This window comes from Paenibacillus naphthalenovorans (genome assembly GCF_900099895.1).
GTDB lineage: Bacteria > Bacillota > Bacilli > Paenibacillales > NBRC-103111 > Paenibacillus_G > Paenibacillus_G naphthalenovorans.
This window is the reverse complement of sequence record NZ_FNDY01000018.1, coordinates 25,403-47,482: the sequence shown is the minus strand read 5'-3', so window position 1 is coordinate 47,482 and position 22,080 is coordinate 25,403. Positions and strand designations below refer to the sequence as shown.

The window sequence follows — 22,080 nt, the reverse complement described above, 5'->3', positions numbered from 1 at the left end:
ACCTTCCACGTAAATATAAAATGTCCATTTCTTCTAATATTTATAACGTTCGGATATGCCGAAATTCAATGTTAGGCATTTAGTCCCGCAGCGAAAGGGGATCGACGGGGAAAAAGTTATCAACGTCCAGTCGAACATCACGAAAAAGGGGTAACCCGATAAGTGAGCATTTCACTTAAGGGGTCAGCCCTTCCTGTCATCTGCCTTCAATAAATGGCTTCCGAAGGCATCGTTACACCACTGCGTCTTCCATCTCTTTCAACCGCTGACGGTAATCCTCCGAACGGGCGGTGTCCCGTTCAAGAATCGGTTTTAAATACTTGCCCGTATAGGAGGCTTCGACGTTTACGATATCTTCCGGTTTACCGGTAGCTACAATCGTTCCTCCGCGATTTCCGCCCTCCGGTCCGAGGTCGATGATATAATCGGCCGTCTTGATCACATCAAGATTATGTTCGATGACAAGTACGGAATCGCCGTTCTCCACTAAACGGTGCAGCACTTTAAGCAGACGGTCGATATCGTGGATATGCAGGCCTGTAGTCGGTTCATCGAGAATATAGATCGTCTTGCCGGTACTGCGCCGGTAGAGCTCTGCAGCCAGCTTCACACGCTGCGCTTCGCCGCCCGAAAGTGTCGTAGCAGGCTGTCCAAGGTTCATATATCCGAGCCCGACATCCAGCAATGTCTGAAGCTTCCTGTGGATACGAGGAATGTTTTTAAAGAACTCGCAGGCGTCCTCGATGGTCATCTCCAGTACATCCGAAATACTTTTCCCCTTGTATTTGACCTCCAGTGTTTCCCGGTTGTACCGCTTGCCCTTGCACACCTCGCACGGAACATAGACATCCGGCAGAAAATGCATTTCTATTTTGATAATCCCGTCACCGCGGCAAGCCTCGCAGCGTCCGCCCTTCACATTGAAGCTGAACCGGCCTTTCTTGTAGCCCCGTACCTTCGCTTCGTTCGTCGCCGAGAAAAGATCACGAATATCGTCGAACACGCCCGTATAGGTAGCCGGGTTGGAACGGGGAGTCCGCCCGATCGGAGACTGGTCGATGTCAATGACTTTATCGATATGCTCCAGCCCTTTAAACTCCTTATATTCACCTGGACGCACCTTGGCCCCGTTTAGCTCTTTGGCCAGTGTTTTGTACAAAATCTCATTGATCAGCGTACTCTTGCCCGAGCCCGAAACGCCAGTCACGCAGGTGAACACGCCCAGTGGAATCTTGACATTCACACCCCGCAGATTATTTTCTTTGGCGCCCCGGATTTCCAGCCACTTGCCGTTAGGCTTACGGCGCTCCGCCGCAATCGGGATAAACTTGCGGCCGCTCAGATATTGCCCCGTCAGGGAGTTGGGATCCTCCATGACCTCTTTCGGCGTGCCTTGAGAGATCACCCTGCCACCGTGAATGCCCGCCCCCGGTCCGATGTCAATGATATAATCCGCAGCCAGCATCGTATCCTCGTCATGCTCTACCACAATCAGCGTATTGCCGAGGTCGCGCATGTGCTCCAATGTCTTGATCAACCGGTCATTGTCCCTCTGATGCAGACCGATGCTCGGTTCGTCCAGAATATACAGCACGCCCATTAAGCTGGAGCCAATTTGCGTAGCCAACCTGATCCGCTGCGCTTCCCCGCCGGATAAGGTGCCTGCTGCGCGATGCAGCGTTAAATAATCCAGCCCTACATTCACCAGGAAACCGAGTCTTGCTTTGATTTCTTTAAGGATCAGGTGTGCGATCTGCAGCTCCCGGTCAGTCAGGGTGAGCGATTCAAACCACTCCTGTGCCTCGCCGATGGACAGCGACGTTACATCGGAAATGTTTTTCGAATTAATGAAGACTGCGAGCGACTCAGGCTTTAGACGGTGTCCTTTACATTTGCCGCAAGCCTTCGCGCTCATATACGTTTCGATGTGCTCACGAATGCCGTCGGAGAACGTCTCCCGGTAACGGCGCTCCAGGTTGTGCACAATTCCCTCAAAGGCGACCATAGCTTCTTTTTTATGGCCAAAATCATTCTCGTAACGGAAGCGCACCTTTTCCCCGCCCGTTCCGTAAAGCAGCTTCTGCATATGGTCCTTGCTGAGCTCGGCAACCGGCTTATCCTGCGGGATTCCGTAATGTTCGCACACGGCCGCCAAAAACTGCGGGTAATAGTTGGAGGTGCTGCCGGCCCATGCTTCAAAAGCCCCTTCGCGGATCGTCAGCTTCGGGTTTGGCACGAGCATCTCGGGGTCAACCACCATCTTCTGTCCGAGACCGTCACACTCGGGGCAAGCACCAAACGGACTATTAAACGAAAACATCCTCGGCGCCAGCTCCTCGATGCTAAAGCCGCATTCCGGACAGGCCAAATTTTGGCTGAACAAGAGCTCCTCCTGTTCCATCACATCGACGATAACGCGGCCTTCCGCCAGCTTCAGCGCGGTCTCCAATGAGTCTGCCAAGCGGGTCTCGATATCTGCTTTCACCACAATACGGTCGACAACGACTTCAATATTGTGTTTTTTGTTTTTCTCCAGCGTAATCGATTCCGATAACTCCCGGATTTCACCGTTGACCCGCACCCGTACAAAGCCCTGCTTTTGAATCTCCGCTAGCAGCTTCGTATGCTCGCCTTTGCGTCCGGAGACAATCGGCGCCAAAATTTGCAGCTTTGTCCGCTCCGGATACTCCATGATCCGGTCGACCATTTGTTCAACCGTTTGCGAAGTAATTTCGATGTGGTGCACCGGACAATGCGGGCGTCCAATACGTGCAAACAGCAGGCGCAGATAATCATAGATTTCGGTTACCGTTCCGACCGTGGAACGCGGATTTCGGCTTGTCGTTTTCTGGTCGATCGAAATGGCGGGTGACAATCCGTCGATCGAGTCGACATCCGGCTTATCCATCTGACCCAGGAACTGCCGTGCATAGGCGGACAGAGACTCTACGTACCGTCTCTGTCCTTCGGCATAAATCGTATCGAATGCTAGCGAAGATTTGCCAGAGCCGCTAAGCCCCGTAAGTACGACGAACTTATCCCGCGGTATGGTGACGTCGATATTTTTTAGATTGTGCGCTCTCGCGCCTTTAATTACGATATTGTCTCTGGCCACGCGCCTGTCCACCCTTCCCTTCGTTACAGCTCCGCCTTCAGCTCAAGCACAGCATCGCGCAGCTCTGCCGCGCGTTCGAACTGCAGGTTTTTGGCTGCTTCCTTCATTTCCTTCTCCAACCGTTCGATCAACGACATCCGGTCCTTCTTGGACATCTTGGTCTGCTTGATATCCGCCAAATATTCCGTCTTCTGCTCGGCGACTTTCGTCGCTTCAATCACATCGCGCACTTTCTTTTGTATCGTTTGCGGCGTTATGCCGTGCTTTTCGTTATATGCCATCTGAATGCGGCGGCGGCGTTCGGTTTCTTGAATCGCTTTGGCCATGGAGTCTGTGATCTTATCGCCGTACATGATGACACGACCGTTCGCGTTCCGTGCAGCGCGGCCAATCGTCTGAATAAGCGATCGTTCGGCGCGAAGAAAGCCTTCCTTATCCGCATCGAGTATGGCCACCAGCGACACCTCCGGAAGGTCAAGTCCTTCCCGTAATAGGTTGATCCCTACCAGCACGTGGAATACGCCAAGCCGCAGTTCCCGTAAAATTTGCATGCGCTCCAGCGTCTTGATATCCGAATGCAGGTAGCGCACCTTGATGCCGATTTCTTTGAGATAATCGGTTAAATCTTCCGCCATTTTCTTAGTCAGCGTCGTCACCAGCACGCGTTCATCCTTCTTGATGCGGTCCTGAATTTCCCCGACCAGATCGTCGATTTGGCCCTTCGTGGGTCTGACGTCGATCTCCGGATCCACCAGTCCGGTGGGCCGGATGATTTGCTCGACCATTTCTGGACAGTGCTCGATTTCATACGGTCCCGGCGTAGCCGATATATATAAGATCTGATTGATCTTTTGTTCGAATTCTTCGAATCGGAGAGGCCGGTTATCCAGCGCCGACGGAAGCCGGAAGCCGTGCTCCACCAATACTTCCTTGCGCGCCCGGTCGCCGTTGTACATGCCCCGAATCTGCGGAAGCGTGACATGGGATTCATCAACGATGATCAGCATATCGTCCGGAAAATAATCCAGCAGCGTGTATGGTGTGGCTCCGCGTTCGCGGAATGTCAGCGGACCGGAATAGTTCTCAATGCCCGAGCAAAAGCCCATTTCCTGCATCATCTCAATGTCATAGCGTGTACGCTGCTCCAGCCGCTGGGCTTCCAGCAGCTTACCCTGTCCTCTCAGCTCGGCCAGCCGTTCCTCCAGCTCCCGTTCAATATTGACGAGCGCCCGCTTCATATTATCCTCGTGGGTTACGAAGTGCGATGCCGGAAAAATGGCGATGTGATCCCGTTGGCCGATAATTTCTCCCGTTAGCACGTCGATCTCCGTAATCCGTTCGATCTCGTCTCCGAATAACTCGATGCGAACCGCCTGTTCCCCCCGTGAAGCCGGGAATATTTCAATGACATCACCGCGGACACGGAATGTGCCGCGGACAAAGTTAAAATCATTTCTCTGATATTGAATATCGATCAACCGATGCAAAATTTCATTGCGGGAGCGTTCCATCCCCACCCGCAGCGACAAAACCAAATTGCGATACTCCATTGGCGAACCGAGACCGAAAATACAGGACACGCTGGCCACGATGATCACATCTCTGCGTTCAAACAAGGAACTCGTAGCGGAGTGCCGCAGCTTATCAATTTCTTCGTTGATGCTGGAATCCTTCTCGATGTAAGTGTCTGTCGACGGGATATACGCCTCGGGCTGATAATAGTCATAGTAGCTTACAAAATACGATACTGCATTATTCGGGAAAAACTCCTGCAGCTCGCTGCATAACTGCGCAGCGAGCGTCTTATTGTGAGCAATCAGCAGCGTAGGCCGGTTCAACTGGGCAATGACATGAGCCGCCGTAAACGTTTTGCCTGTGCCCGTCGCTCCTAGCAGTGTTTGGTGTTTCTGTCCCGAACGAATGCTTTCCACCAGACGCCTGATCGCTTCCGGCTGGTCTCCCTGAGGCTCGAATTCCGATACCAGCTGAAACTTCTTATCGCTTACCACTACCTCGTTCATCTCATCACCCGCTTCATGGAAAAGAGTTCTCTATATAAACTTTTATTTGACTGTTTCCGATTAAATATATAGGCACCAAACGCACAGATTCGATGCTGTCCGACAATTTTTGCTATAGGAATATTTGTTCCCATATATTATACCTTTTTTCCCTCTTTGTTGCAAATGGCTTCCATTTCCTCTTTTTCCAATGAGGAACGTTTACACCGCTAAACCAATCAACCGCGATATGGCTATTATACAAGAAAATCTAGGGGTGGAACCAATCATGGATATCACTGCAGTTCTTGGAATTCTTATCGGTTTAGGAGCTTTGATCGGAGGGTACATCTGGGACGGAGGGCATGTAGAGGCGCTATTCGTCCCCAGCGCGGCATTAATTGTCATCGGGGGCACGATCGGTGCGGTCATTGTCAGCTTTCCGATGTCCCAGTTAAAACAAATCGGCAAGGCCCTGAATATGGCCTTCAAAGAATCCAAAACCGATTCTTCGTTGATCATAGAAGAGCTCGTCGACATGGCTACCTCCGCGAGAAGAGAAGGCGTTCTCTCTCTGGAGCAGCGGGCGTTGGAGCACCCGAACGAATTTCTGCGGGAGGGTCTGGTCATGGTCGTTGACGGAACCGATCCCGAATTAACACGGCAGATTCTCGAGCTGGAAATGGACGCGCTGGAACACCGGCACGAAGGCTGGGCCAAAATGTTCGAAGCGGCGGGAGGCTTCGCGCCGACCATGGGAATTATCGGAACCGTGATGGGTCTTATCCATGTTCTCGGGAACCTGTCCGATCCCGGTTCTCTGGGTCCTGCGATCGCCATTGCCTTCTCCGCTACGTTATATGGCGTTGCTACAGCCAATGTGATTTACCTGCCGATTGCCAACAAAATCAAAACCCGCAGCAAAGAAACTATCGCTGTAATGGAACTAATGCTTGAGGGTATTTTGGCGCTCCAAGCCGGAGAAAATCCCCAGCTGATCAAGAAAAAACTGAATTCCTTCCTTCATCGGGAGAACAAAACCGTTGAAGGCGCAAGTGTAGGTGACAGCGATGGCGAGGAGAAATAGGCGCAAACACCAGCAGCATGAGAATCATGAACGCTGGCTGATCACATATGCCGATTTGATTACGCTGCTGCTGATTTTCTTTGTCGTGATGTACGCCATGAGTAAAATAGATGCCAAGAAATATGATGTATTGTCGCAGGCGCTGAAATCGGAATTTCTCAAAGCCGATTCGATCATGCAGCAGGGGGAAGGTGTCATGGGTGCAGCCAACCCGGCCAAAGGCGGATCGGACGAAACGAAGCGCGAGCAGCAGGAAAAAGAGCATGAAGAAAAGCAGCTTGAGAATTTGCTGGAGCAAATTCAAGCCTATATCGATGAACACCAGCTTCAGACCCAAATTTCAGCGGCCGACACTCCTCGGGGGGTCGCCATTACGTTAAACGACCTGTTCCTGTTCGATCTGGGCAACGCCGAGCTGAAGCCCGCCGCTTTCCCGATCCTGAATCAGCTGGCAAGTCTGTTCCCTTCGCTGGATGCGACCATTAGTATCGAAGGACATACGGACAATCTGCCGCTGGCGACCGGTTCGGTCTTTCGGGATAATTGGGGATTATCCCAAGCCCGTTCATTATCGGTTCTGCGCTATTTCGTCAATCATGCAAAACTTGACGAAAAAAAGTTTATTTCGACCTCGTATGCGGATACCCGGCCGGTGGCGGATAACAACACGCCGGAGAACCGCGCCAAAAACCGTCGCGTAGAAATCGTCGTGCTGAGGGAAAAATCGACCCCTTGAAGGCATGAACACCGAAAGGCGTTTCCAGCCCCTGCTGCAGCAGGAGATTAGGAACGCCTTTCTTACGTTTCTTTTTCTTACATCGACTCTGAATTTCGCTTATTGTTATTCAAGCCTGCAGGTTTACGCCTAAAGTAGGCCCAAATCGAGGTCTGCTTCTCCTCCGCGTAGTATAACGCGTCCTGATCCGGAGCCAGAATGATTCCCAGTTGATGATGATCCCCGGAGAACACCGCCCGTTTCAAAAATTTGCTCTCTCCCGCCAAATTCAATACCTCCAGCTTACAGAAGGCCGAATTTTGCTGCATGGCCAGATGAAGCTCTTGTTTGGTTCGTACAGGCACACCGTTCACTTTATGAACGATTTCCCCCACGACAAGCCCCATTTCCTCAGCCGGACTACCAGGCAAAATCCCCAATATTTTAAGGCCCTTGCTGCTGTGTACGAACAATGGAGCTCTCTTTGCTTCATCCCAACGGCTGTAGGCGATCAACGCTTCGTGCATGGCAATGCACAGCAAGCAGGCGGCAGCCGTGAGCGCAGGCCACAGCGCTGTCATTCCCGCAAGCAGCAGCAGCGCTGCGGAATACAACACAAGCCAATTCGAGCTGACCTTGACCTTTTCCTTCGGAAGCCTTGACATGGTCATCTCCGTAAAACCGATCATAACGGGAAAGCCGATGACGGTCCAGCCGCTATTCCATAAATCTCCCCCAAGCAGCGGTGTCCACGGAAGCGGTCCAACTCCGCCGTTCTGCACGGGTACCAGCAAAAACAGCGCCACCGGCCAAAATCCTTGGAGCTGGTATCCGCCGACGATTTTACCCCGCTTGCTCTCGAAAAACATCGGCGTACCGAATCGCGCTCCCTGACGGCGTATAAGCATCGCCTCGACCAAATGGAGTATGGCAATAAGCGCCAGCATGGACGGCATATTCACTGCAAGCAATGGTGCCGTGAACCAAGCCCAGGACGTACTGCTGTCCTGCAAGGCCGGAACCGCCAATACAATCGCCTGAAGCACGCCGATGACGCCGATAGCGTAAGCCCAGCACAAAAACCGCACGCGTATCAAAATCAGCAGCAAAGAGATCAACCAGATCAGAATTACCGCGTCAGGGTCGATCGTTGCTCCCACTCCCGCCATGACAACAGAAGCGGCGATGCCGCCGATCCATCCCCACAGTACGGTTCGCCAGGTCTCCGAAAGAAGCGAGTGAAGCTTAGTGGAGAAAAGCTTGCGTTCAAACGCAATTTGCCTGCGGTATTGTAAGAGGATAAACAATATTCCTGCATAATAAAATGGGTGCATGAACAATTGCAACAGAGCATGAAGCCCTTGAACGCCCAATTCCATAACCCAATTCATGGCCTGCTCCTTCGCCAAATAAGGATAAACGGCTCCGGTGTTCTTTGAAGAACTCGAGCGTTTGTCATCTTGATGTCTTGCACCATGCCGACATCTTTTCTGAAACATAAAGACAAGAAGGCCGGGCTTCATTCCTCAAGCCCGCCTTCTTATACCATTTCGACGCCGATTTCGCTTTTCCTGCCATCGTCCGGAATTTGCCGACATCGAAAACCGCCGAATGCCTATTTGATGACCGAATGCATATGCTCCACGGCTGCCTTCAGCTGCAGATCGTTCTTGGTATCGCGGATCGCTTCCAAAATTGCTTTCTCCAGCTTTCCGGCCGTGGCCGTATCTACTTCCCCGGTCACCGGAAGGTTGTTCATCCGCTGGAACGCTTTGACTGCGAGAGCCGTTTTGTCGCTAAAGTACCCGTCCGTACGGTCGGGATTCAGGCCCAACCCCTGCAGCATGATCTGCAGATTTTTGATGTCCTCGTTGTTCATATCCGGCTTCAGCGTCTCTTTTTTACTGAGCGGTGCAACCTTGAAATAGGCCGGCTGTTCTACGGCAATATTGGGTTCGATTCCTTTCTTATGAATCCATGTCCCGTTTGGCGTCAGCCATTTATAGACGGTCATCTTGATATTGCTGCCGTCACCCATTTCCTTCTCGAAGTTCACTTGTACCGTACCTTTGCCGAAGGTGTTTTCGCCGATCAGCTTGCTTCCTGCCGAATCGTGAAGTGCTCCGGCCAATATTTCCGATGCGCTGGCGCTGCCTTTATTAATCAGCACCGAAACCGGATAAGGTTTTCCTGTCCCCTGGGACTTCGTTTCTTCACGTTCTCCCTTTCGGTTTTCGATTTGAACGATCGTCTTGCCTTTAGGGATGAAAGGCTCTACGATTTCCACCACCGCCGAGAGCAAGCCCCCCGGATCGTTTCTTACATCAATAATCAGGCCTTTCATGCCTTGATCTTCCAATTTTTTCAATTCATCTTTAAAATGTTCGGCCGTATTGGTTGCAAATTGACGAATTTCGATTTTCCCGATCTGTCCCGGAAGCATCTCCGCATAGACCGTCTCCACATCGATGTCGTCACGTACGACGATGACAGGTATCGGTTCGGGCGACCCGCTTCTCAAAATCTCGAGCTTGGCCTGCGTCCCCTTCGGACCGCGAATTTTCATAATCGCCTGGTTCAGGGACAGTCCCTCGAGCTTCTCACCGTTCACCGAAACGATGACGTCATTGGCATGCAGTCCCGCCCTTTCCGCGGGAGACCCTTTAATCGGGGCGACAATGACCACTTTTCCGTCCTCAGAGGTCACTTCCGCGCCAATTCCCTGGAACGATGAGGTGATATTCTCATCAAACTGCTCCGCTTCCTTTTGATCCATGTACACCGTAAACGGATCCTCCAGTGTGGACAGCATGCCGTTAATGGCCCCGTTCACGACCTTCTCGCGATCAACCTCCGTTAAAAACTTGCTCTCAATCAACTGGTACGTTTTTGCGATCTTGGAGATATCCTTGCCCGTCAGCCCCGATTGAACATCCGTCTGCAGTCCCGCTTCCTTCCCGACCGAAGCAAAAATGGACGGATGCACTATCGTAAGCGTCATAATGCTGCCGGCAAACATCGACAACAAAACGAATACCAGTACCGTTCGCCCTTTGAAATTCATTTCCGTTTCCACACCGCCTTTGCTGTTCCCTGCTTCTTACAAAACTTGTCTTTTTAGTGTATGACAAGCTCTGCCTATTTATGAACAGCTGGATTAGCGCAAATACGGCTTTGGATCGACAGTCGATTCATTAACCCGCACTTCAAAATGCAGATGGTTTCCCGTAGACCGGCCCGTAGAGCCGACCTCGGCAATCTTCTGCCCGCGTTTGACGGAATCGCCTTTCTTGACAACAATACCATCGTTACGGATGTGTCCATACAATGTCCAGACACCTTTGCCATGATCGATAATGACCGTATTTCCGTAGCCGCTCCACCAACCAGCCAAAATGACTACACCATCTTCTGCAGCCAGAATACTCGTGCCGGCCGGGGCAGGAAGATCAATTCCGCTGTGCGTTGTTTTGCGTCCCGTGAACGGGTCGGTACGCGTTCCGAAATCGGATGACATCCGGACGACATTCGGCAGCGGATAGGCAAACTTACCTCCGCTGTAGGTGTATGCCGGAGCGTATTTTTGACCCTGCTTGGACGCTGATGCCGCTCTTTGCTGCTCCAGCTCCCTTGCCCTTGCCTGCTGGTACGACCGCTGCTTCGCCGCTTCCTCCCTGGCTAACTTCAGCATTTGCTGCTCTTCTTCCTGGCTGATATCTTCAAGTATTCGCTCCTGATCGGACAAGCTCGCGATTTTGACTTGCTTCTCCTTTTCTTTGACTTCAAGCTCCGCTTTGATCGCCGTCGATTGGGCGATTAAATTGGCAATCTCAGCAAACTGCTTTTCAATGACTTTGCGCTTTTCCGCAACGAGATCGCGATCGCGCTTGTTCGCTTCCAATATTTCCTTATCCTGATTTACGATGGACTTCAGCGCATACAGCCTGTCGAGAAAATCGGTAAAATTGGTCGAGCTGAGCAATACATCGACATAAGAGACAACGCCGTTCATATACATAAGCCGCAATCGCGATTTGAGCATTTGGTCTCGGGAAGTAATGCGCGCTTCGGCTTCATCCAGCTGGGCGGCATTTTCCTCAAGCGAAGCGGTGACCTTGTCCTCCTGGTCCTGCAGCTCATTCAGCTTTTTGTTCGTTGAATCGATTTGCTGCAAAATGGTATTGAGATCATTTGCGGTCTGCTGCTTCTCCTGCTGTACTTGTGCAATTTGCTTTTCCGTTTGCGCAGCTTTTTGCTGGATAGCCGATTTTGTTTTTTTCAACTGATTGAGTTCCTGCTGAATCCGCTGCGATTCCGATAGAGCAAAACCGGACTGCGGTACAAGCAAGGTGCCCAATAAACCGGCAGCTGCGACAAGTGGCAGTAGAGACTTCTTCAATACAGCTCCTCCTCCGACTCTTCATCATCTCAGTCAAGTCTTGGTGGTTTTAACCGTTATACCTTCAAAAATTTCCGAACGGAAATCGTACTGCCCCATATGCCAATCAAAACACCTATGCTGATCAAGAGACCCGCGGTTTCCCAACGGATGCTTTCAAAAGGAAGCAATTCGATGAGCATCAGGTTCAAATCGAGTTGAATCGACTGCATCATCTGCCAATAACCGTAGAGCAGAATGACTACAGGGATTACCGAACCGATCATACCGAGCAGCGCCCCTTCAATAAAGAACGGCCACCGGATAAAAGCATTGGTAGCCCCAACCAGCTTCATAATCGATATCTCGCGCCGGCGGGCCACAATCGTCAGTTTGATGGTATTGGCGATAAGGAACATGGCGGTCAGAGCCAGCCCGACGACAATAACAAGCCCTATGTTGCGGACAATGGACGTGATTTTGAACATCGTTTCCACTGTTCCTTGGCCATAGCTGACGCGCTGAATCGGTTTTTCCGGCTTGCCGTTATTGAGACTGCTGATTTGCTGTGCCACAGCGGCCACTTGTCTGGGCTCCGATACCTCGACGGTAAACGAGTCGTTCAGCGGGTTGTTATCCCCGTCAAAGCCTTCAAGCAGTTGGCGGCCGCTCTCGCCAAGCTTTTCCCGAAGAAAGACAAGTCCTTCTTCTTTGGATACGAAAGTGACTTTATTGACTTGCGGAATAGCCGCAATTTGGCTCTGAAGCAGATTGATTTCATGGTCGGGCGTGTTCACTTCCATGTAAACGCGAATTTCCACCTGCTGTTCGATTTGCTGGGCCAGGAAATTAACATTCAGCGTTAACAGCAAAAAAACTCCTAAAATAAACAAAGAAATGGCAATCGAACTGATCGAAGCGAACGACATCCAACCGTTGCGGATGACATTCTTTCCGCCCTCCCGCAGATGCCTTACGGCCGTGCTAATCTTCATAGCCGTATTCACCCCTCGCTTGATCACGCACGATCCTGCCGGACTCGATAGCCAGTACCCGCTTGCGTATCGTATTGACGATTTCTCTGTTGTGTGTTGCCATCACAATCGTGGTTCCACGAAAGTTAATCTCCTCCATCAGTTTCATGATTTCCCACGATGTGTCAGGGTCGAGGTTTCCTGTCGGTTCATCGGCAATAATGACTGATGGCTTGTTGACTATTGCCCGGGCAATAGTCACGCGCTGCTGTTCCCCTCCAGACAGTTGTGTCGGAAGCGAGTTTGCTTTATCTTTCAGGCGGACCAGCTCGAGCACCTCGAGCGTACGCTTCTTGATGACTTTCTTGGGCGCCTCAATAACCTCCATCGCAAAAGCCACGTTCTCAAATACCGTAAGTTTGGGCAGCAGACGAAAATCCTGGAAAATGACGCCAATATTTCGTCTGACATACGGGATTTTGCGCTGTTTCAGCTTTTCCAAATTGAAGCCATTCACGAAAATTGTTCCTTTGGTAGGCCTTTCTTCCCTATAAATCATTTTCATGAAAGTCGATTTGCCGGCACCGGACGGGCCAACGACATAAACAAATTCGCTTTGGTCTACCTTGACGCTGATGCCTTGTAAGGCGTGACTTCCGTCTGGATATGTCTTCCAAACGTCTTGCATTTCGATCACGGTATCACATCCTGAATTTTGCGAGTTTTACCCCATTCAAAGGCAAGCTTGAGCTAGGAAGAAGGACAGATTTCTACCAGACTTAATAAGTTCGACATAGAAACGCAAAATCCTTTATACAGTTTTGATTTTCTACAGATTGTCACATTCATCAAAAAAATTGTTGTATCGTCCGTTATTTATGAGCAGGCCGATCGCCAATTCGACGATTCCGGGCATAACCCGTCATCTTCCGACGCCGCGGCTCTAAGCCAGGCCCGTGATGTTTGAGGCAAGTTTTTGGGCTTGGCCGCATAATTTATGAAGGGAAACGGTTGAGCTTTCAAAAAAGGAGATTTGGGGATGGCCTTTACAAATTCACGTCTGGTCTGGCTGTGGATTAGTGTCCTGACACTATCCTTATCCGCCTTCCTGACCGTTGCCGTTTATGGCTCACTGCAGCGCATTTCAAGCGATGTGAGGGTCGGAGATTGGGTCATCGGCGGTCTGACCCTGCCCGAATTCGAAAAGCAGTTGGAGGAAAAAAAGAAAAGCCTTTCGGCATTCAAAATTCGGTTGCATGTCGAAGGTGGACGCCTGTCCGCTGAACGTACGCTGCAGCAGCTCGGACTGGAAATGAACACGCAGGAGGTGCTTGCCCGGCTCGAGCCGCTAACCTTCGGATCGCCTTTTCAGCGGGCGGTTTATCGCTGGCGCCTTCGTCATGAGGTGTTGACGCTGATTCCCCGCTTCCCGGAAGAGAAAGTGCAAGGAGCCTTGAAGGAGGCCTTCCGCGAGGTATATGCCCGTCAGCCGATCAATGCCCGGCGGGTGATTGGACCGGATGACACGATTCGTCACATCCCGGAAATCCGGGTACAGCACATCGACGAAGAGAAATTGAAGGAGCAACTGGAAAAGTTACTCTCTTCCTGGGAGACGCTGTGCGGATCGGAGAATCAGCCGCTTTCCTTAGACGTTCCCATGCGGACCGTAGATCCCCAAATTACGCTGCGTACGCTGCAGGAGCAGGGAATCATTCGAAAAATCAGTGAATTTACAACGAATTTCCCCAATACCCAGTCACCCGCCGTCAGCAGTGAAGGCCGGGTTCACAACGTCCGGTCTACGGCAGCTTCGCTTCAGGATGTCCTGCTAAAGCCAGGTGAAGTGTTCGACTATGCTCCTTATATCGAGCAAACGGAAAAACGGTTCGGCTTCAAGGAAGCGCCGGTCATTGTCAATGGCAAGCTCGTCCCCGGCATCGGCGGCGGCATATGCCAAGTATCGTCCACGCTGTACAACGCCGTACTGAGAGCCGGGCTTACCGTCGTGGAACGGCGAAACCACTCCCTGCCGGTCAGCTATGTACCGCTGGGTCAGGATGCTACCTTTGCAAGCGGACATATCAATTTCAAGTTCCGCAACAGCACAGAGCATGCAGTGCTTATCCGAACAGCAACGGACCGTCACAGCCTGACAGTGAAGTTATTCGGCCAAACACCGCCGGACATCACGTATGAGGTCAAATCGGAAACGGTGGCGACGCTTGCTCCTCCAGTCAAATACGTGCTGAATCCTTCCCTGAAAATCGGTGTACAGGAGACAATATCCAAAGGTAAGCCCGGTTATATCGTCGAAACCTATCGCTACAAGAAACAAAACGGCAGATTGGTTTCCAAAGAGAAGCTTTCGCGCGACACCTATACCGCTCAGCCCACGATCATCGCCTCCAATAGCGGAACGGGCGCAAGCGGCCGTTCTTCGCTAGGGGCCGACAAGCCCAAGCTTTTGATCGAGGATGGCGTCCAGGGTCCCCATTTCCGGTAAAAGATCGGGCTCTAATGACTTGATAGCATTACACCGGCCGAGGCGCTTGGCTGACCTTTATGCCCCCCTGCTCCGTGATCCGGCAAGCAGCCGCGGTACACGCCTGGAACGACCTTTGCCGGCACATTGATGGGGCGCCCATCGGCCAATGATCTGGCCGGAGCGCCCCTGTTAAACGATTTCCGCTATTATCTGCTTTTCTCGTAATACTCTTCAAACCATGCGTTCGATCCGGCCAGAGCGGCTTCCGCACGCTCGATCGCCCCGGCCACCTGAGCCTCCGCCGTTCCGCCGTATACGTTCCGCGCGTTCACGACGCTCTCCGGCTGCAGTACGGTGTAAATATCCTGATCGAACAGCTTGGAGAATTGATGAAACTCCTCCAGCTTCAGGTCAAGCAGGTACTTTTGATTTTGAATGCAATAGAGCACCGTTTTGCCGATCACTTCATGCGCTTGACGGAACGGCATGCCCTTGTTCACCAAATAATCGGCGATATCGGTCGCATTGGAGAAGTCCTGGTTCACCGCTTGCCGCATCCGATCCTTGTTCACCTTCATCGTGGCAATCATCGGAGCGTACAGCTGCAAAGCGCCCTGCAGGGTGCGAACCGTGTCGAACATGCCCTCCTTGTCTTCCTGCATGTCCTTGTTGTAGGCCAGCGGGAGCGACTTGAGTACCGTCAGGAGACCAAACAGATTGCCGTACACACGGCCCGTTTTGCCGCGCACAAGCTCGGCCACGTCCGGATTTTTCTTCTGCGGCATAATGCTGCTTCCGGTACAGAAAGCGTCGTCCAGCTCGATGAAACGGAACTCGGTACTGGACCACAGCACGAATTCCTCGCTCAGCCGCGACAAATGCATCATAATCATCGAAGCGTTCGACAAAAACTCAAGAATAAAGTCACGATCGCTAACCGCATCAAGCGAATTTTCGTATACCCCGTCGAAACCGAGCTTTTGCGCAACAAAATGGCGGTCGATCGGGAATGTCGTCCCGGCCAGAGCCCCGGCCCCAAGCGGCAGCATGTTGACGCGCTTGTAACTTTCCTGCAGACGCTCGATATCCCGCTGGAACATCGAAACATACGCCATCAGATGATGAGCGAACAAGATCGGCTGCGCCCGCTGCAAATGTGTGTAGCCCGGCACAATCGTATCCAGGTTTTGTTTGGCCTGCTCGATAAGCGCCTCCTGCACTTTGTTCAAAAGCCCGACAAATTCGACGACGCGCTTGCGCAGCCACAGGTGCATATCCGTCGCTACCTGGTCATTCCGGCTGCGCCCGGTATGAAGCTTACCGCCGACGGAACCGACCTCATCGATCAATGCCTTCTCAATGTTCATATGGATATCCTCATCGCTGATCGAGAACTCCAGTTCACCGCGGCGAATCATGCCCTGTACCTTCAGCAGACCGTCTTTGATTTTGTCTACGTCCTCCTCCGGAAGAATCCCGCATTTACCCAGCATCGTCACGTGCGCAAGGCTGCCTTGAATGTCCTCCTCAGCGAGTTCCTTATCGAACAGGATTGAAGCCGTATATTCTTCCACCAGTTGATCTGTTTTTTTCGTAAAACGTCCACCCCAAAGCTTAGACACAACATTGCCCCTCCTCATATATATAGGCTTAGGGCTTTCCAAAGGCGGAAAACCCTAAGCTCTTAACCGCATTGCAATTTATTTTCCTGCTTTCTGCTGCTCTACGCCGGAAGCGACGCGCAAGCGCAGCGCATTCAGGCGGATAAAGCCGGTAGCGTCGCCTTGATTGTAAGCCTGCGTCGGATCGGCTTCCATCGTCGCAATGTTCGGATTGTACAAGCTCACCGGACTCTTCACGCCGGCAGCAATGACATTGCCCTTGTACAGCTTGAGACGAACCGTACCGCTTACGTTCTTCTGGCTTTCGGTCACGAGCGCCTGCAAAGCCAGACGCTCCGGCGCGAACCAGAAGCCGTTGTACACGAGCGATGCGTAACGCGAAATCAGCGAGTCACGCAAATGCATGACTTCGCGGTCCATCGTGAGCGACTCCATTTTGCGGTGCGCGGTAAACAAGATTGCACCGCCCGGTGTTTCATACACGCCGCGGCTCTTCATGCCGACAAAGCGGTTTTCCACCATATCCACGCGGCCTATGCCATGCTTGCCCCCAAGCTCGTTAAGCTTTTCCATCACATGAAGAGGAATCATCCGTTCGCCGTTTACGGCTACACAGTTGCCCTGTTCGAATTCCAGCTCGACATACTCGGCTTGGTCCGGAGCATCCTCCGGATCCACGCTGAGCAGGTACATGTCTTTATTCGAAGGTGCGCTGGCATCAAACCACGGATCCTCCAATACGCCGCTCTCATAGCTGATATGAAGCAGATTGCGGTCCATCGAATAGGGTTTGGAAGCCGATGCCGTAACCGGAATGCCGTGCTTTTCCGCATAAGCAATCATTTCTGCGCGTCCCGGGAACTGCTCGCGGAACTGCTCCAAGCGCCAAGGCGCAATGACTTCGATGTCCGGAGTCAATGCAGCAGCCGCCAGCTCGAAACGAACCTGGTCGTTCCCTTTGCCTGTAGCGCCGTGCGCAATCGCTGTAGCGCCTTCCGCACGGGCGATCTCAACCATCCGCTTCGCGATCAATGGACGCGCAATGCTTGTGCCGAGCAGGTATTGACCTTCATACAGCGCACCCGCCTGAAACATGGGATAAATAAAGTCGCGGGCAAATTCTTCGCGCAGGTCATCGATGTACACCTTGGAGGCGCCTGTGTTCAGCGCTTTTTCCTCCAGCCCGTCAAGCTCTTCCTTCTGCCCGATATCGGCTGTAAAAGCGATAATTTCCGCATCGTACGTTTCCTTCAACCATTTCAAAATGATCGACGTATCCAAACCGCCTGAATACGCCAAAACAATTTTTTGCTTTGCCATTCGTTTCCGCTCCCTTAAGCTAATTCTACATAATTGCAGCCATGACCGCTTTTTGCGCGTGCAGACGGTTTTCTGCCTGATCGAAAATGACCGAATTCGGCCCGTCAATGACACTCTCGGAAACTTCTTCCCCGCGATGCGCCGGCAGGCAGTGCATGAACAGATAATCCTTTTTCGCGTATTTCACGAGCTCATCGTTCACTTGATAATGCTTGAACGCGATCTCCCGCTCCTTCTGCTCCGCCTCGAAGCCCATGCTCGCCCAAACATCCGTATATACGACATCGGCATCCGCAATCGCTTCCTTGGGATCTGTGCCTACGTAGATGCTGGCGCCCATCTTTGAGGCCATATCACGGGACATCTCAAGCACTTCCTTGTCCGGCTCATAACCTTCCGGCGTCGCCACCGCAAAATTCACGCCGAGCTTAGCCGCACCCATTAACAGAGAGTGTACCATATTATTACCGTCGCCGATATAAGCTACTTTGAGCCCTTGCAAACGGCCTTTTTTCTCAAAGATCGTCTGGTAATCCGCCAGGGCCTGGCAAGGATGCGACAGATCCGTCAAGCCGTTAATCACAGGGACGGTAGCCCCCCGGGCCAGCTCGATCACCGTGCGGTGGGCGTACGTACGTATCATAATGCCGTCGAGATACCGAGACATCGTCTGCGCCGTATCGTGAATCGTCTCCCCGCGGCCGATCTGCAGATCGTTCTTGCTGAGGAACAGGGCGTGACCGCCCAGCTGATACATCCCGACTTCAAAAGAAACCCGGGTCCGAGTGGAAGACTTCTCGAAAATCATCCCGAGCGTCTTTCCTTTGAGCGGCTGGTACACCTCTCCTGCTTTTTGCTTCTTTTTCAATTCAATCGCCAAATGGATTAAATATTCAATCTCCTCTGGCGCATAATCCACCAACCCGATGAAATCGCGTCCTTTAAGCTGAACCGCCATATCCTGTTCAGTTGCTCCCGGCATGGATACATCCCCTTTCTGTTTATCCGTGATACCAGCTGATATTAAACCGCAGCCCCGGCCTTTTTCGCTAAAATGCCGCAGATCGCCTGGATGCCGCGATCCAGATCTTCTTTTGAGATCAAGAGGCTTGGAGCCAACCTGATCACGTTCGGTCCTGCCGATACGACGAGTATGCCCTCCGCATGCAGCTCGCTAATCAGCTCCGCCGCCGGCCGGTTAAGCCCGATACCGATCAGCAGTCCCAATCCGCGAATCTGCTGTACAAGCGGATTGCCCGCCAGCTTTTGCTCCAGCTCGCCGATAACGTATTGGCCAAGCTCCGCCGCCCGCTCCGGCAGCTTCTCCTCGAGTATCGTCTCCACCGTAGCAACCCCTGCCGCAGTGGACAAATAATTGCCACCGAACGTGGAGCCGTGGCTCCCCGCGGAAAACGCTTCGCGCAGCTTCTCTTTACCGAGCATCGCGCCGATCGGCATGCCGCTGCCAAGGCCTTTGGCCAGTGTGAACACATCGGGCTCGATGCCGTAATGCTCATAGGCGAACAGCTTGCCTGTACGGCCCATACCGGTCTGAATTTCGTCAACGATCAGCAGCAATCCGTGCTGCTCGCACAGCTCCGCGACCCGTTTGACGAATGCCGGATCCGCCGGATTCACGCCGCCTTCCCCCTGCACCATTTCCAGCATAATCGCACATGTCCTGTCGCCGATCAGCTTTTCCAAAGCTTCCGCATCGTTAAAAGGCGCATACACGAAGCCTTCCGGAAGCGGAGCGAAGCCTTCCTTCACTTTGTCTTGACCAGTCGCCGTCAGCGTAGCCAGCGTCCGTCCATGGAACGACATGTGGAAGGTGATGATCTCGAAACGTTCCGGCTTACCGATGACCTTCTGGAAGTAACGCCGCGCCAGCTTGATCGCCGCCTCGTTCGCCTCCGCTCCGCTGTTGCAGAAAAACGCCGCATCCGCACAGCTGTTAGCGACCAGCAGCTCCGCCAGCTTCTGCTGATCCGGGATGTGAAACAGGTTGCTCGTATGCCAGAGCGTATCGACTTGATTTTTCAGGCGTTCCTTCACCTGCTTCGGAGCATGGCCCAGGTTGGTCACCGCCAGCCCGCACATCAGGTCCAAATATTCTTTGCCGTTCTCATCCCACAGCCTGCTGCCTTCCCCCTTCACAAATGTGAGCGGGTAACGTCCGTAGTTCGGAAACAATGCGCTTTGAGACTCTCCCATGTCGTTCACTCCTTCATCCTTCAAAAAGGTTCTTTATTGCCTGACGATGCGCGTTCCGATGCCGCCGCCCTTGAGCGCTTTGCTCAGCACTTGCGGCTCAGCTCCGTTGACGATCACAACCTCGCGCACCTTTCCTTGAATACATTGCACCGCCGCGCGCACTTTCGGGATCATTCCGCCGTAAATTTCGCCGCTTGCGATCATTTCATCGATTTCCTGCACCGTCACGGAGGGCAGCACCCTTTTCTCTCCGTCTACGGTCTTCATAATTCCCGGAACGTCCGTTACCACGATCATCCGCTCCACGCCGATATGAGACGCTACCGCCCCTGCCGCCGTGTCCGCATTGATATTGTAGCGCTGGCCGCCGTCGGTTCCAATACCTACAGGCGCGATGACAGGTATATAACCCATGTCCACGATACCCTGTACGAGCTCAGCGTTCACATGCGTTACATCGCCGACAAGCCCGACCTCATCAGCGTTGGCCACTGGCGCCGCTTGAATCAGGTGGCCGTCGACTCCGGAGAGGCCGAGCGCTTTGGCTCCGGAGCGCTGGATTTTGCGGACAATCTCTTTGTTAATTTGTCCCGCAAGCACCATTTCGACTACATCCAGCACGGCCTCGTTCGTCCGGCGCAGGCCGTTCACGAACTCGGTCTCAATGCCGAGCTTTCCCAGCGTGTCCGATATGGCCGGACCTCCGCCATGGACGATGACCGGAATCAGGCCTTCCTCCTGCAGCCTTTTCAAATCCTCAAAAAAAACATCCGGCAGCGCCGCCAGCGTACTGCCTCCGCATTTCATTACAAAACAATTGCTCATCCGAACCGTTTCCCCTTTTTGATCGGCCGTGCCCTTTCCCGTTCCAGTCCAGGCCGCAAAAATACTCTTTTATTTGTATATGTACGCACTATGTCCTATAAGCTGCGTTGATCCTTACATAATCATACGTCAAATCGCAGCCCCAGCCGGTGGCGGTATGGTTACCCATGTTCAGATTCACATGGATTTGCACGAACTCGCCCTTCAGATATTCGGCCGCCCGTTCCTCATCGAATTTCACCGGACGCGACTGCGTCAGCACGACAATGTCGCCAAGGCGGATGTCTACCGTCTCCGTTTGCACCGGATGCCCCGCACGGCCGACGGCCGCAATAATGCGTCCCCAGTTCGCATCGGCGCCGAAGCAGGCGGATTTCACCAAACTCGAGCCGATCACGGTTTTGACGATGGCGCGCGCCGCTTCCCGGGATGCCGCGCCGCTCACCGTTACCTCGATCAGCTTGGTCGCGCCTTCGCCGTCGCGAGCGATCGCTTTGGCCAAATATTCACCGACATAGTGGAAGGCTGCCGCAAACGCCGGCCAGTCTTTATGCTCCGGTGTCAGGCTCTCTCCGCCCGCAAGGCCGCTTGCCATGACAACGACCATATCGTTCGTGCTCGTATCGCCGTCCACTGTAATCATATTGAAAGTGGAATCCGTAACCTCGTTCAGCAGCTTTTGCAGGTGTGCGCTATCGATGTTCGCATCCGTCGTCATGAACCCGAGCATCGTTGCCATATTCGGATGAATCATGCCCGAGCCCTTCGCCGCGCCGGCGATATGGACCGTACGGCCGTCCACGGTCAGGCTGACACAAATCTCCTTTTTCACCAGATCCGTCGTAAGAATCGCCTGGCAGAAATCGTCCCCGCCGTCAGCCTTCACCTCGCCCGGCAGCCTCTCGATCCCACTTAGCACCTTGGGCATCGGCAGCAGCTCGCCGATCACGCCTGTAGACGTGACGCCGACCAGATGCTCGGCGACGCCGAACGCCTTGGCGCCCGCCGTTCGCATGGCACGGGCATCGTCTTCTCCCTGCTGACCGGTGCATGCGTTCGCGTTCCCGCTGTTCACGAGCATCACCTGCAGGGTACCTCCTTGCGCAATGCTCTCTTGAGTCACGCGCAGCGGCGCCGCCTGAAATTGGTTCAGCGTATACACGCCTGCAGCCTGCGCCGGCACCTCGCACACGATGGCGCCAAGATCGTGGCGCTCCGTCTTTTTCAGACCGCAGTGCAGTCCGCCTGCCCGAAATCCTTTCGGTGTCGTTACGGACCCTTCCGATAAGATCACGAACGAATCCTTGCCTAACATAGCCATCCTTCTCCTCACCGTTCCTTA

At 52.9% G+C, this 22,080-nt stretch carries 16 protein-coding genes; 3 read left to right on the top strand and 13 right to left on the bottom strand.

Annotation, left to right across the window (positions count from 1 at the left end; all coding sequences use genetic code 11):
* Positions 1–232: 232 nt before the first annotated feature.
* Positions 233–3,115 (bottom strand): excinuclease ABC subunit UvrA, encoded by a 2,883-nt coding sequence (uvrA, locus tag BLT35_RS16730; RefSeq protein WP_062410110.1) that lies wholly within the window; start codon positions 3,113–3,115, stop codon positions 233–235.
* A gap of 23 nt (positions 3,116–3,138) precedes the next feature.
* On the bottom strand, positions 3,139–5,136 hold the full coding sequence (gene uvrB / locus BLT35_RS16725; RefSeq protein WP_054817652.1) for an excinuclease ABC subunit UvrB: 1,998 nt from the start codon (positions 5,134–5,136) through the stop codon (positions 3,139–3,141).
* 268 nt (positions 5,137–5,404) lie between these two features.
* On the opposite strand from uvrB, the gene BLT35_RS16720 reads away from it, so the two are divergent.
* Both BLT35_RS16720 and BLT35_RS16715 read left to right on the top strand, forming a co-directional pair.
* Positions 5,405–6,202: a flagellar motor protein gene (locus BLT35_RS16720; RefSeq protein WP_074729032.1), complete on the top strand. Its 798-nt coding sequence runs from the start codon at positions 5,405–5,407 to the stop codon at positions 6,200–6,202.
* Positions 6,186–6,938, top strand: coding sequence for a flagellar motor protein MotB (locus BLT35_RS16715; protein ID WP_074729029.1), 753 nt, complete (start codon positions 6,186–6,188; stop codon positions 6,936–6,938). The genes BLT35_RS16720 and BLT35_RS16715 overlap by 17 nt, the downstream gene beginning before the upstream one ends.
* 77 nt (positions 6,939–7,015) lie before the next feature.
* Here BLT35_RS16715 and BLT35_RS16710 read toward each other — a convergent pair whose 3' ends face one another.
* The 5 genes from BLT35_RS16710 to ftsE all read right to left on the bottom strand — a co-directional run bounded on the left by BLT35_RS16710 (position 7,016) and on the right by ftsE (position 12,966).
* The gene (locus BLT35_RS16710; RefSeq protein WP_074729073.1) at positions 7,016–8,308 is read right to left on the bottom strand and encodes a PDZ domain-containing protein; all 1,293 of its coding nucleotides are present in this window, start codon (positions 8,306–8,308) and stop codon (positions 7,016–7,018) included.
* 224 nt (positions 8,309–8,532) lie between these two features.
* Positions 8,533–9,981: a S41 family peptidase gene (locus BLT35_RS16705; RefSeq protein WP_074729071.1), complete on the bottom strand. Its 1,449-nt coding sequence runs from the start codon at positions 9,979–9,981 to the stop codon at positions 8,533–8,535.
* 93 nt (positions 9,982–10,074) lie between these two features.
* Positions 10,075–11,316, bottom strand: a complete 1,242-nt coding sequence (locus BLT35_RS16700; protein ID WP_062410114.1) for a murein hydrolase activator EnvC family protein — start codon at positions 11,314–11,316, stop codon at positions 10,075–10,077.
* 56 nt (positions 11,317–11,372) lie between these two features.
* Positions 11,373–12,290, bottom strand: a complete 918-nt coding sequence (ftsX, locus tag BLT35_RS16695) for a permease-like cell division protein FtsX (RefSeq protein ID WP_062410115.1) — start codon at positions 12,288–12,290, stop codon at positions 11,373–11,375.
* Positions 12,280–12,966, bottom strand: a complete 687-nt coding sequence (gene ftsE / locus BLT35_RS16690; RefSeq protein ID WP_074729027.1) for a cell division ATP-binding protein FtsE — start codon at positions 12,964–12,966, stop codon at positions 12,280–12,282. The genes ftsX and ftsE overlap by 11 nt, the downstream gene beginning before the upstream one ends.
* A 342-nt stretch (positions 12,967–13,308) precedes the next feature.
* Here ftsE and BLT35_RS16685 point away from each other — a divergent pair, with 342 nt between their 5' ends.
* Positions 13,309–14,775 (top strand): VanW family protein, encoded by a 1,467-nt coding sequence (locus BLT35_RS16685; protein WP_074729025.1) that lies wholly within the window; start codon positions 13,309–13,311, stop codon positions 14,773–14,775.
* 188 nt (positions 14,776–14,963) lie between these two features.
* Here the strand turns inward: BLT35_RS16685 and argH are convergent, their stop codons facing one another.
* The 6 genes from argH to argJ form a co-directional block, all read right to left on the bottom strand.
* Positions 14,964–16,379, bottom strand: a complete 1,416-nt coding sequence (argH, locus tag BLT35_RS16680) for an argininosuccinate lyase (RefSeq protein ID WP_062410117.1) — start codon at positions 16,377–16,379, stop codon at positions 14,964–14,966.
* Between the two features lie 78 nt (positions 16,380–16,457).
* Entirely contained in the window at positions 16,458–17,699 is a 1,242-nt protein-coding gene (locus BLT35_RS16675; RefSeq protein ID WP_062410118.1) for an argininosuccinate synthase, read from the bottom strand.
* Positions 17,700–17,724: 25 nt separating this feature from the next.
* Positions 17,725–18,681 carry an ornithine carbamoyltransferase gene (gene argF / locus BLT35_RS16670; protein ID WP_062410119.1) on the bottom strand — a complete coding sequence of 319 codons (957 nt, stop codon included), beginning with the start codon at positions 18,679–18,681 and terminating at the stop codon, positions 17,725–17,727.
* Positions 18,682–18,722: 41 nt separating this feature from the next.
* Positions 18,723–19,913 carry an acetylornithine transaminase gene (argD, locus tag BLT35_RS16665; protein WP_062410120.1) on the bottom strand — a complete coding sequence of 397 codons (1,191 nt, stop codon included), beginning with the start codon at positions 19,911–19,913 and terminating at the stop codon, positions 18,723–18,725.
* Between the two features lie 33 nt (positions 19,914–19,946).
* Positions 19,947–20,738: an acetylglutamate kinase gene (gene argB, locus BLT35_RS16660; RefSeq protein ID WP_062410121.1), complete on the bottom strand. Its 792-nt coding sequence runs from the start codon at positions 20,736–20,738 to the stop codon at positions 19,947–19,949.
* 88 nt (positions 20,739–20,826) lie between these two features.
* Positions 20,827–22,059: a bifunctional glutamate N-acetyltransferase/amino-acid acetyltransferase ArgJ gene (gene argJ / locus BLT35_RS16655; protein WP_054817656.1), complete on the bottom strand. Its 1,233-nt coding sequence runs from the start codon at positions 22,057–22,059 to the stop codon at positions 20,827–20,829.
* Positions 22,060–22,080 lie beyond the last annotated feature (21 nt).

Coding starts and splice junctions, on each gene's coding strand:
- argB (WP_062410121.1), bottom strand. CDS start 20,738: ATGAGCAATTGTTTTGTAATGAAATGCGGAGGCAGTACGCTGGCGGCG.
- ftsX (WP_062410115.1), bottom strand. CDS start 12,290: ATGAAGATTAGCACGGCCGTAAGGCATCTGCGGGAGGGCGGAAAGAAT.
- argJ (WP_054817656.1), bottom strand. CDS start 22,059: ATGGCTATGTTAGGCAAGGATTCGTTCGTGATCTTATCGGAAGGGTCC.
- argD (WP_062410120.1), bottom strand. CDS start 19,913: ATGGGAGAGTCTCAAAGCGCATTGTTTCCGAACTACGGACGTTACCCG.
- BLT35_RS16685 (WP_074729025.1), top strand. CDS start 13,309: ATGGCCTTTACAAATTCACGTCTGGTCTGGCTGTGGATTAGTGTCCTG.
- BLT35_RS16715 (WP_074729029.1), top strand. CDS start 6,186: ATGGCGAGGAGAAATAGGCGCAAACACCAGCAGCATGAGAATCATGAA.
- argF (WP_062410119.1), bottom strand. CDS start 18,681: ATGCCGGGAGCAACTGAACAGGATATGGCGGTTCAGCTTAAAGGACGC.
- uvrB (WP_054817652.1), bottom strand. CDS start 5,136: ATGAACGAGGTAGTGGTAAGCGATAAGAAGTTTCAGCTGGTATCGGAA.
- BLT35_RS16705 (WP_074729071.1), bottom strand. CDS start 9,981: ATGAATTTCAAAGGGCGAACGGTACTGGTATTCGTTTTGTTGTCGATG.
- BLT35_RS16675 (WP_062410118.1), bottom strand. CDS start 17,699: ATGGCAAAGCAAAAAATTGTTTTGGCGTATTCAGGCGGTTTGGATACG.
- BLT35_RS16710 (WP_074729073.1), bottom strand. CDS start 8,308: ATGAATTGGGTTATGGAATTGGGCGTTCAAGGGCTTCATGCTCTGTTG.
- BLT35_RS16720 (WP_074729032.1), top strand. CDS start 5,405: ATGGATATCACTGCAGTTCTTGGAATTCTTATCGGTTTAGGAGCTTTG.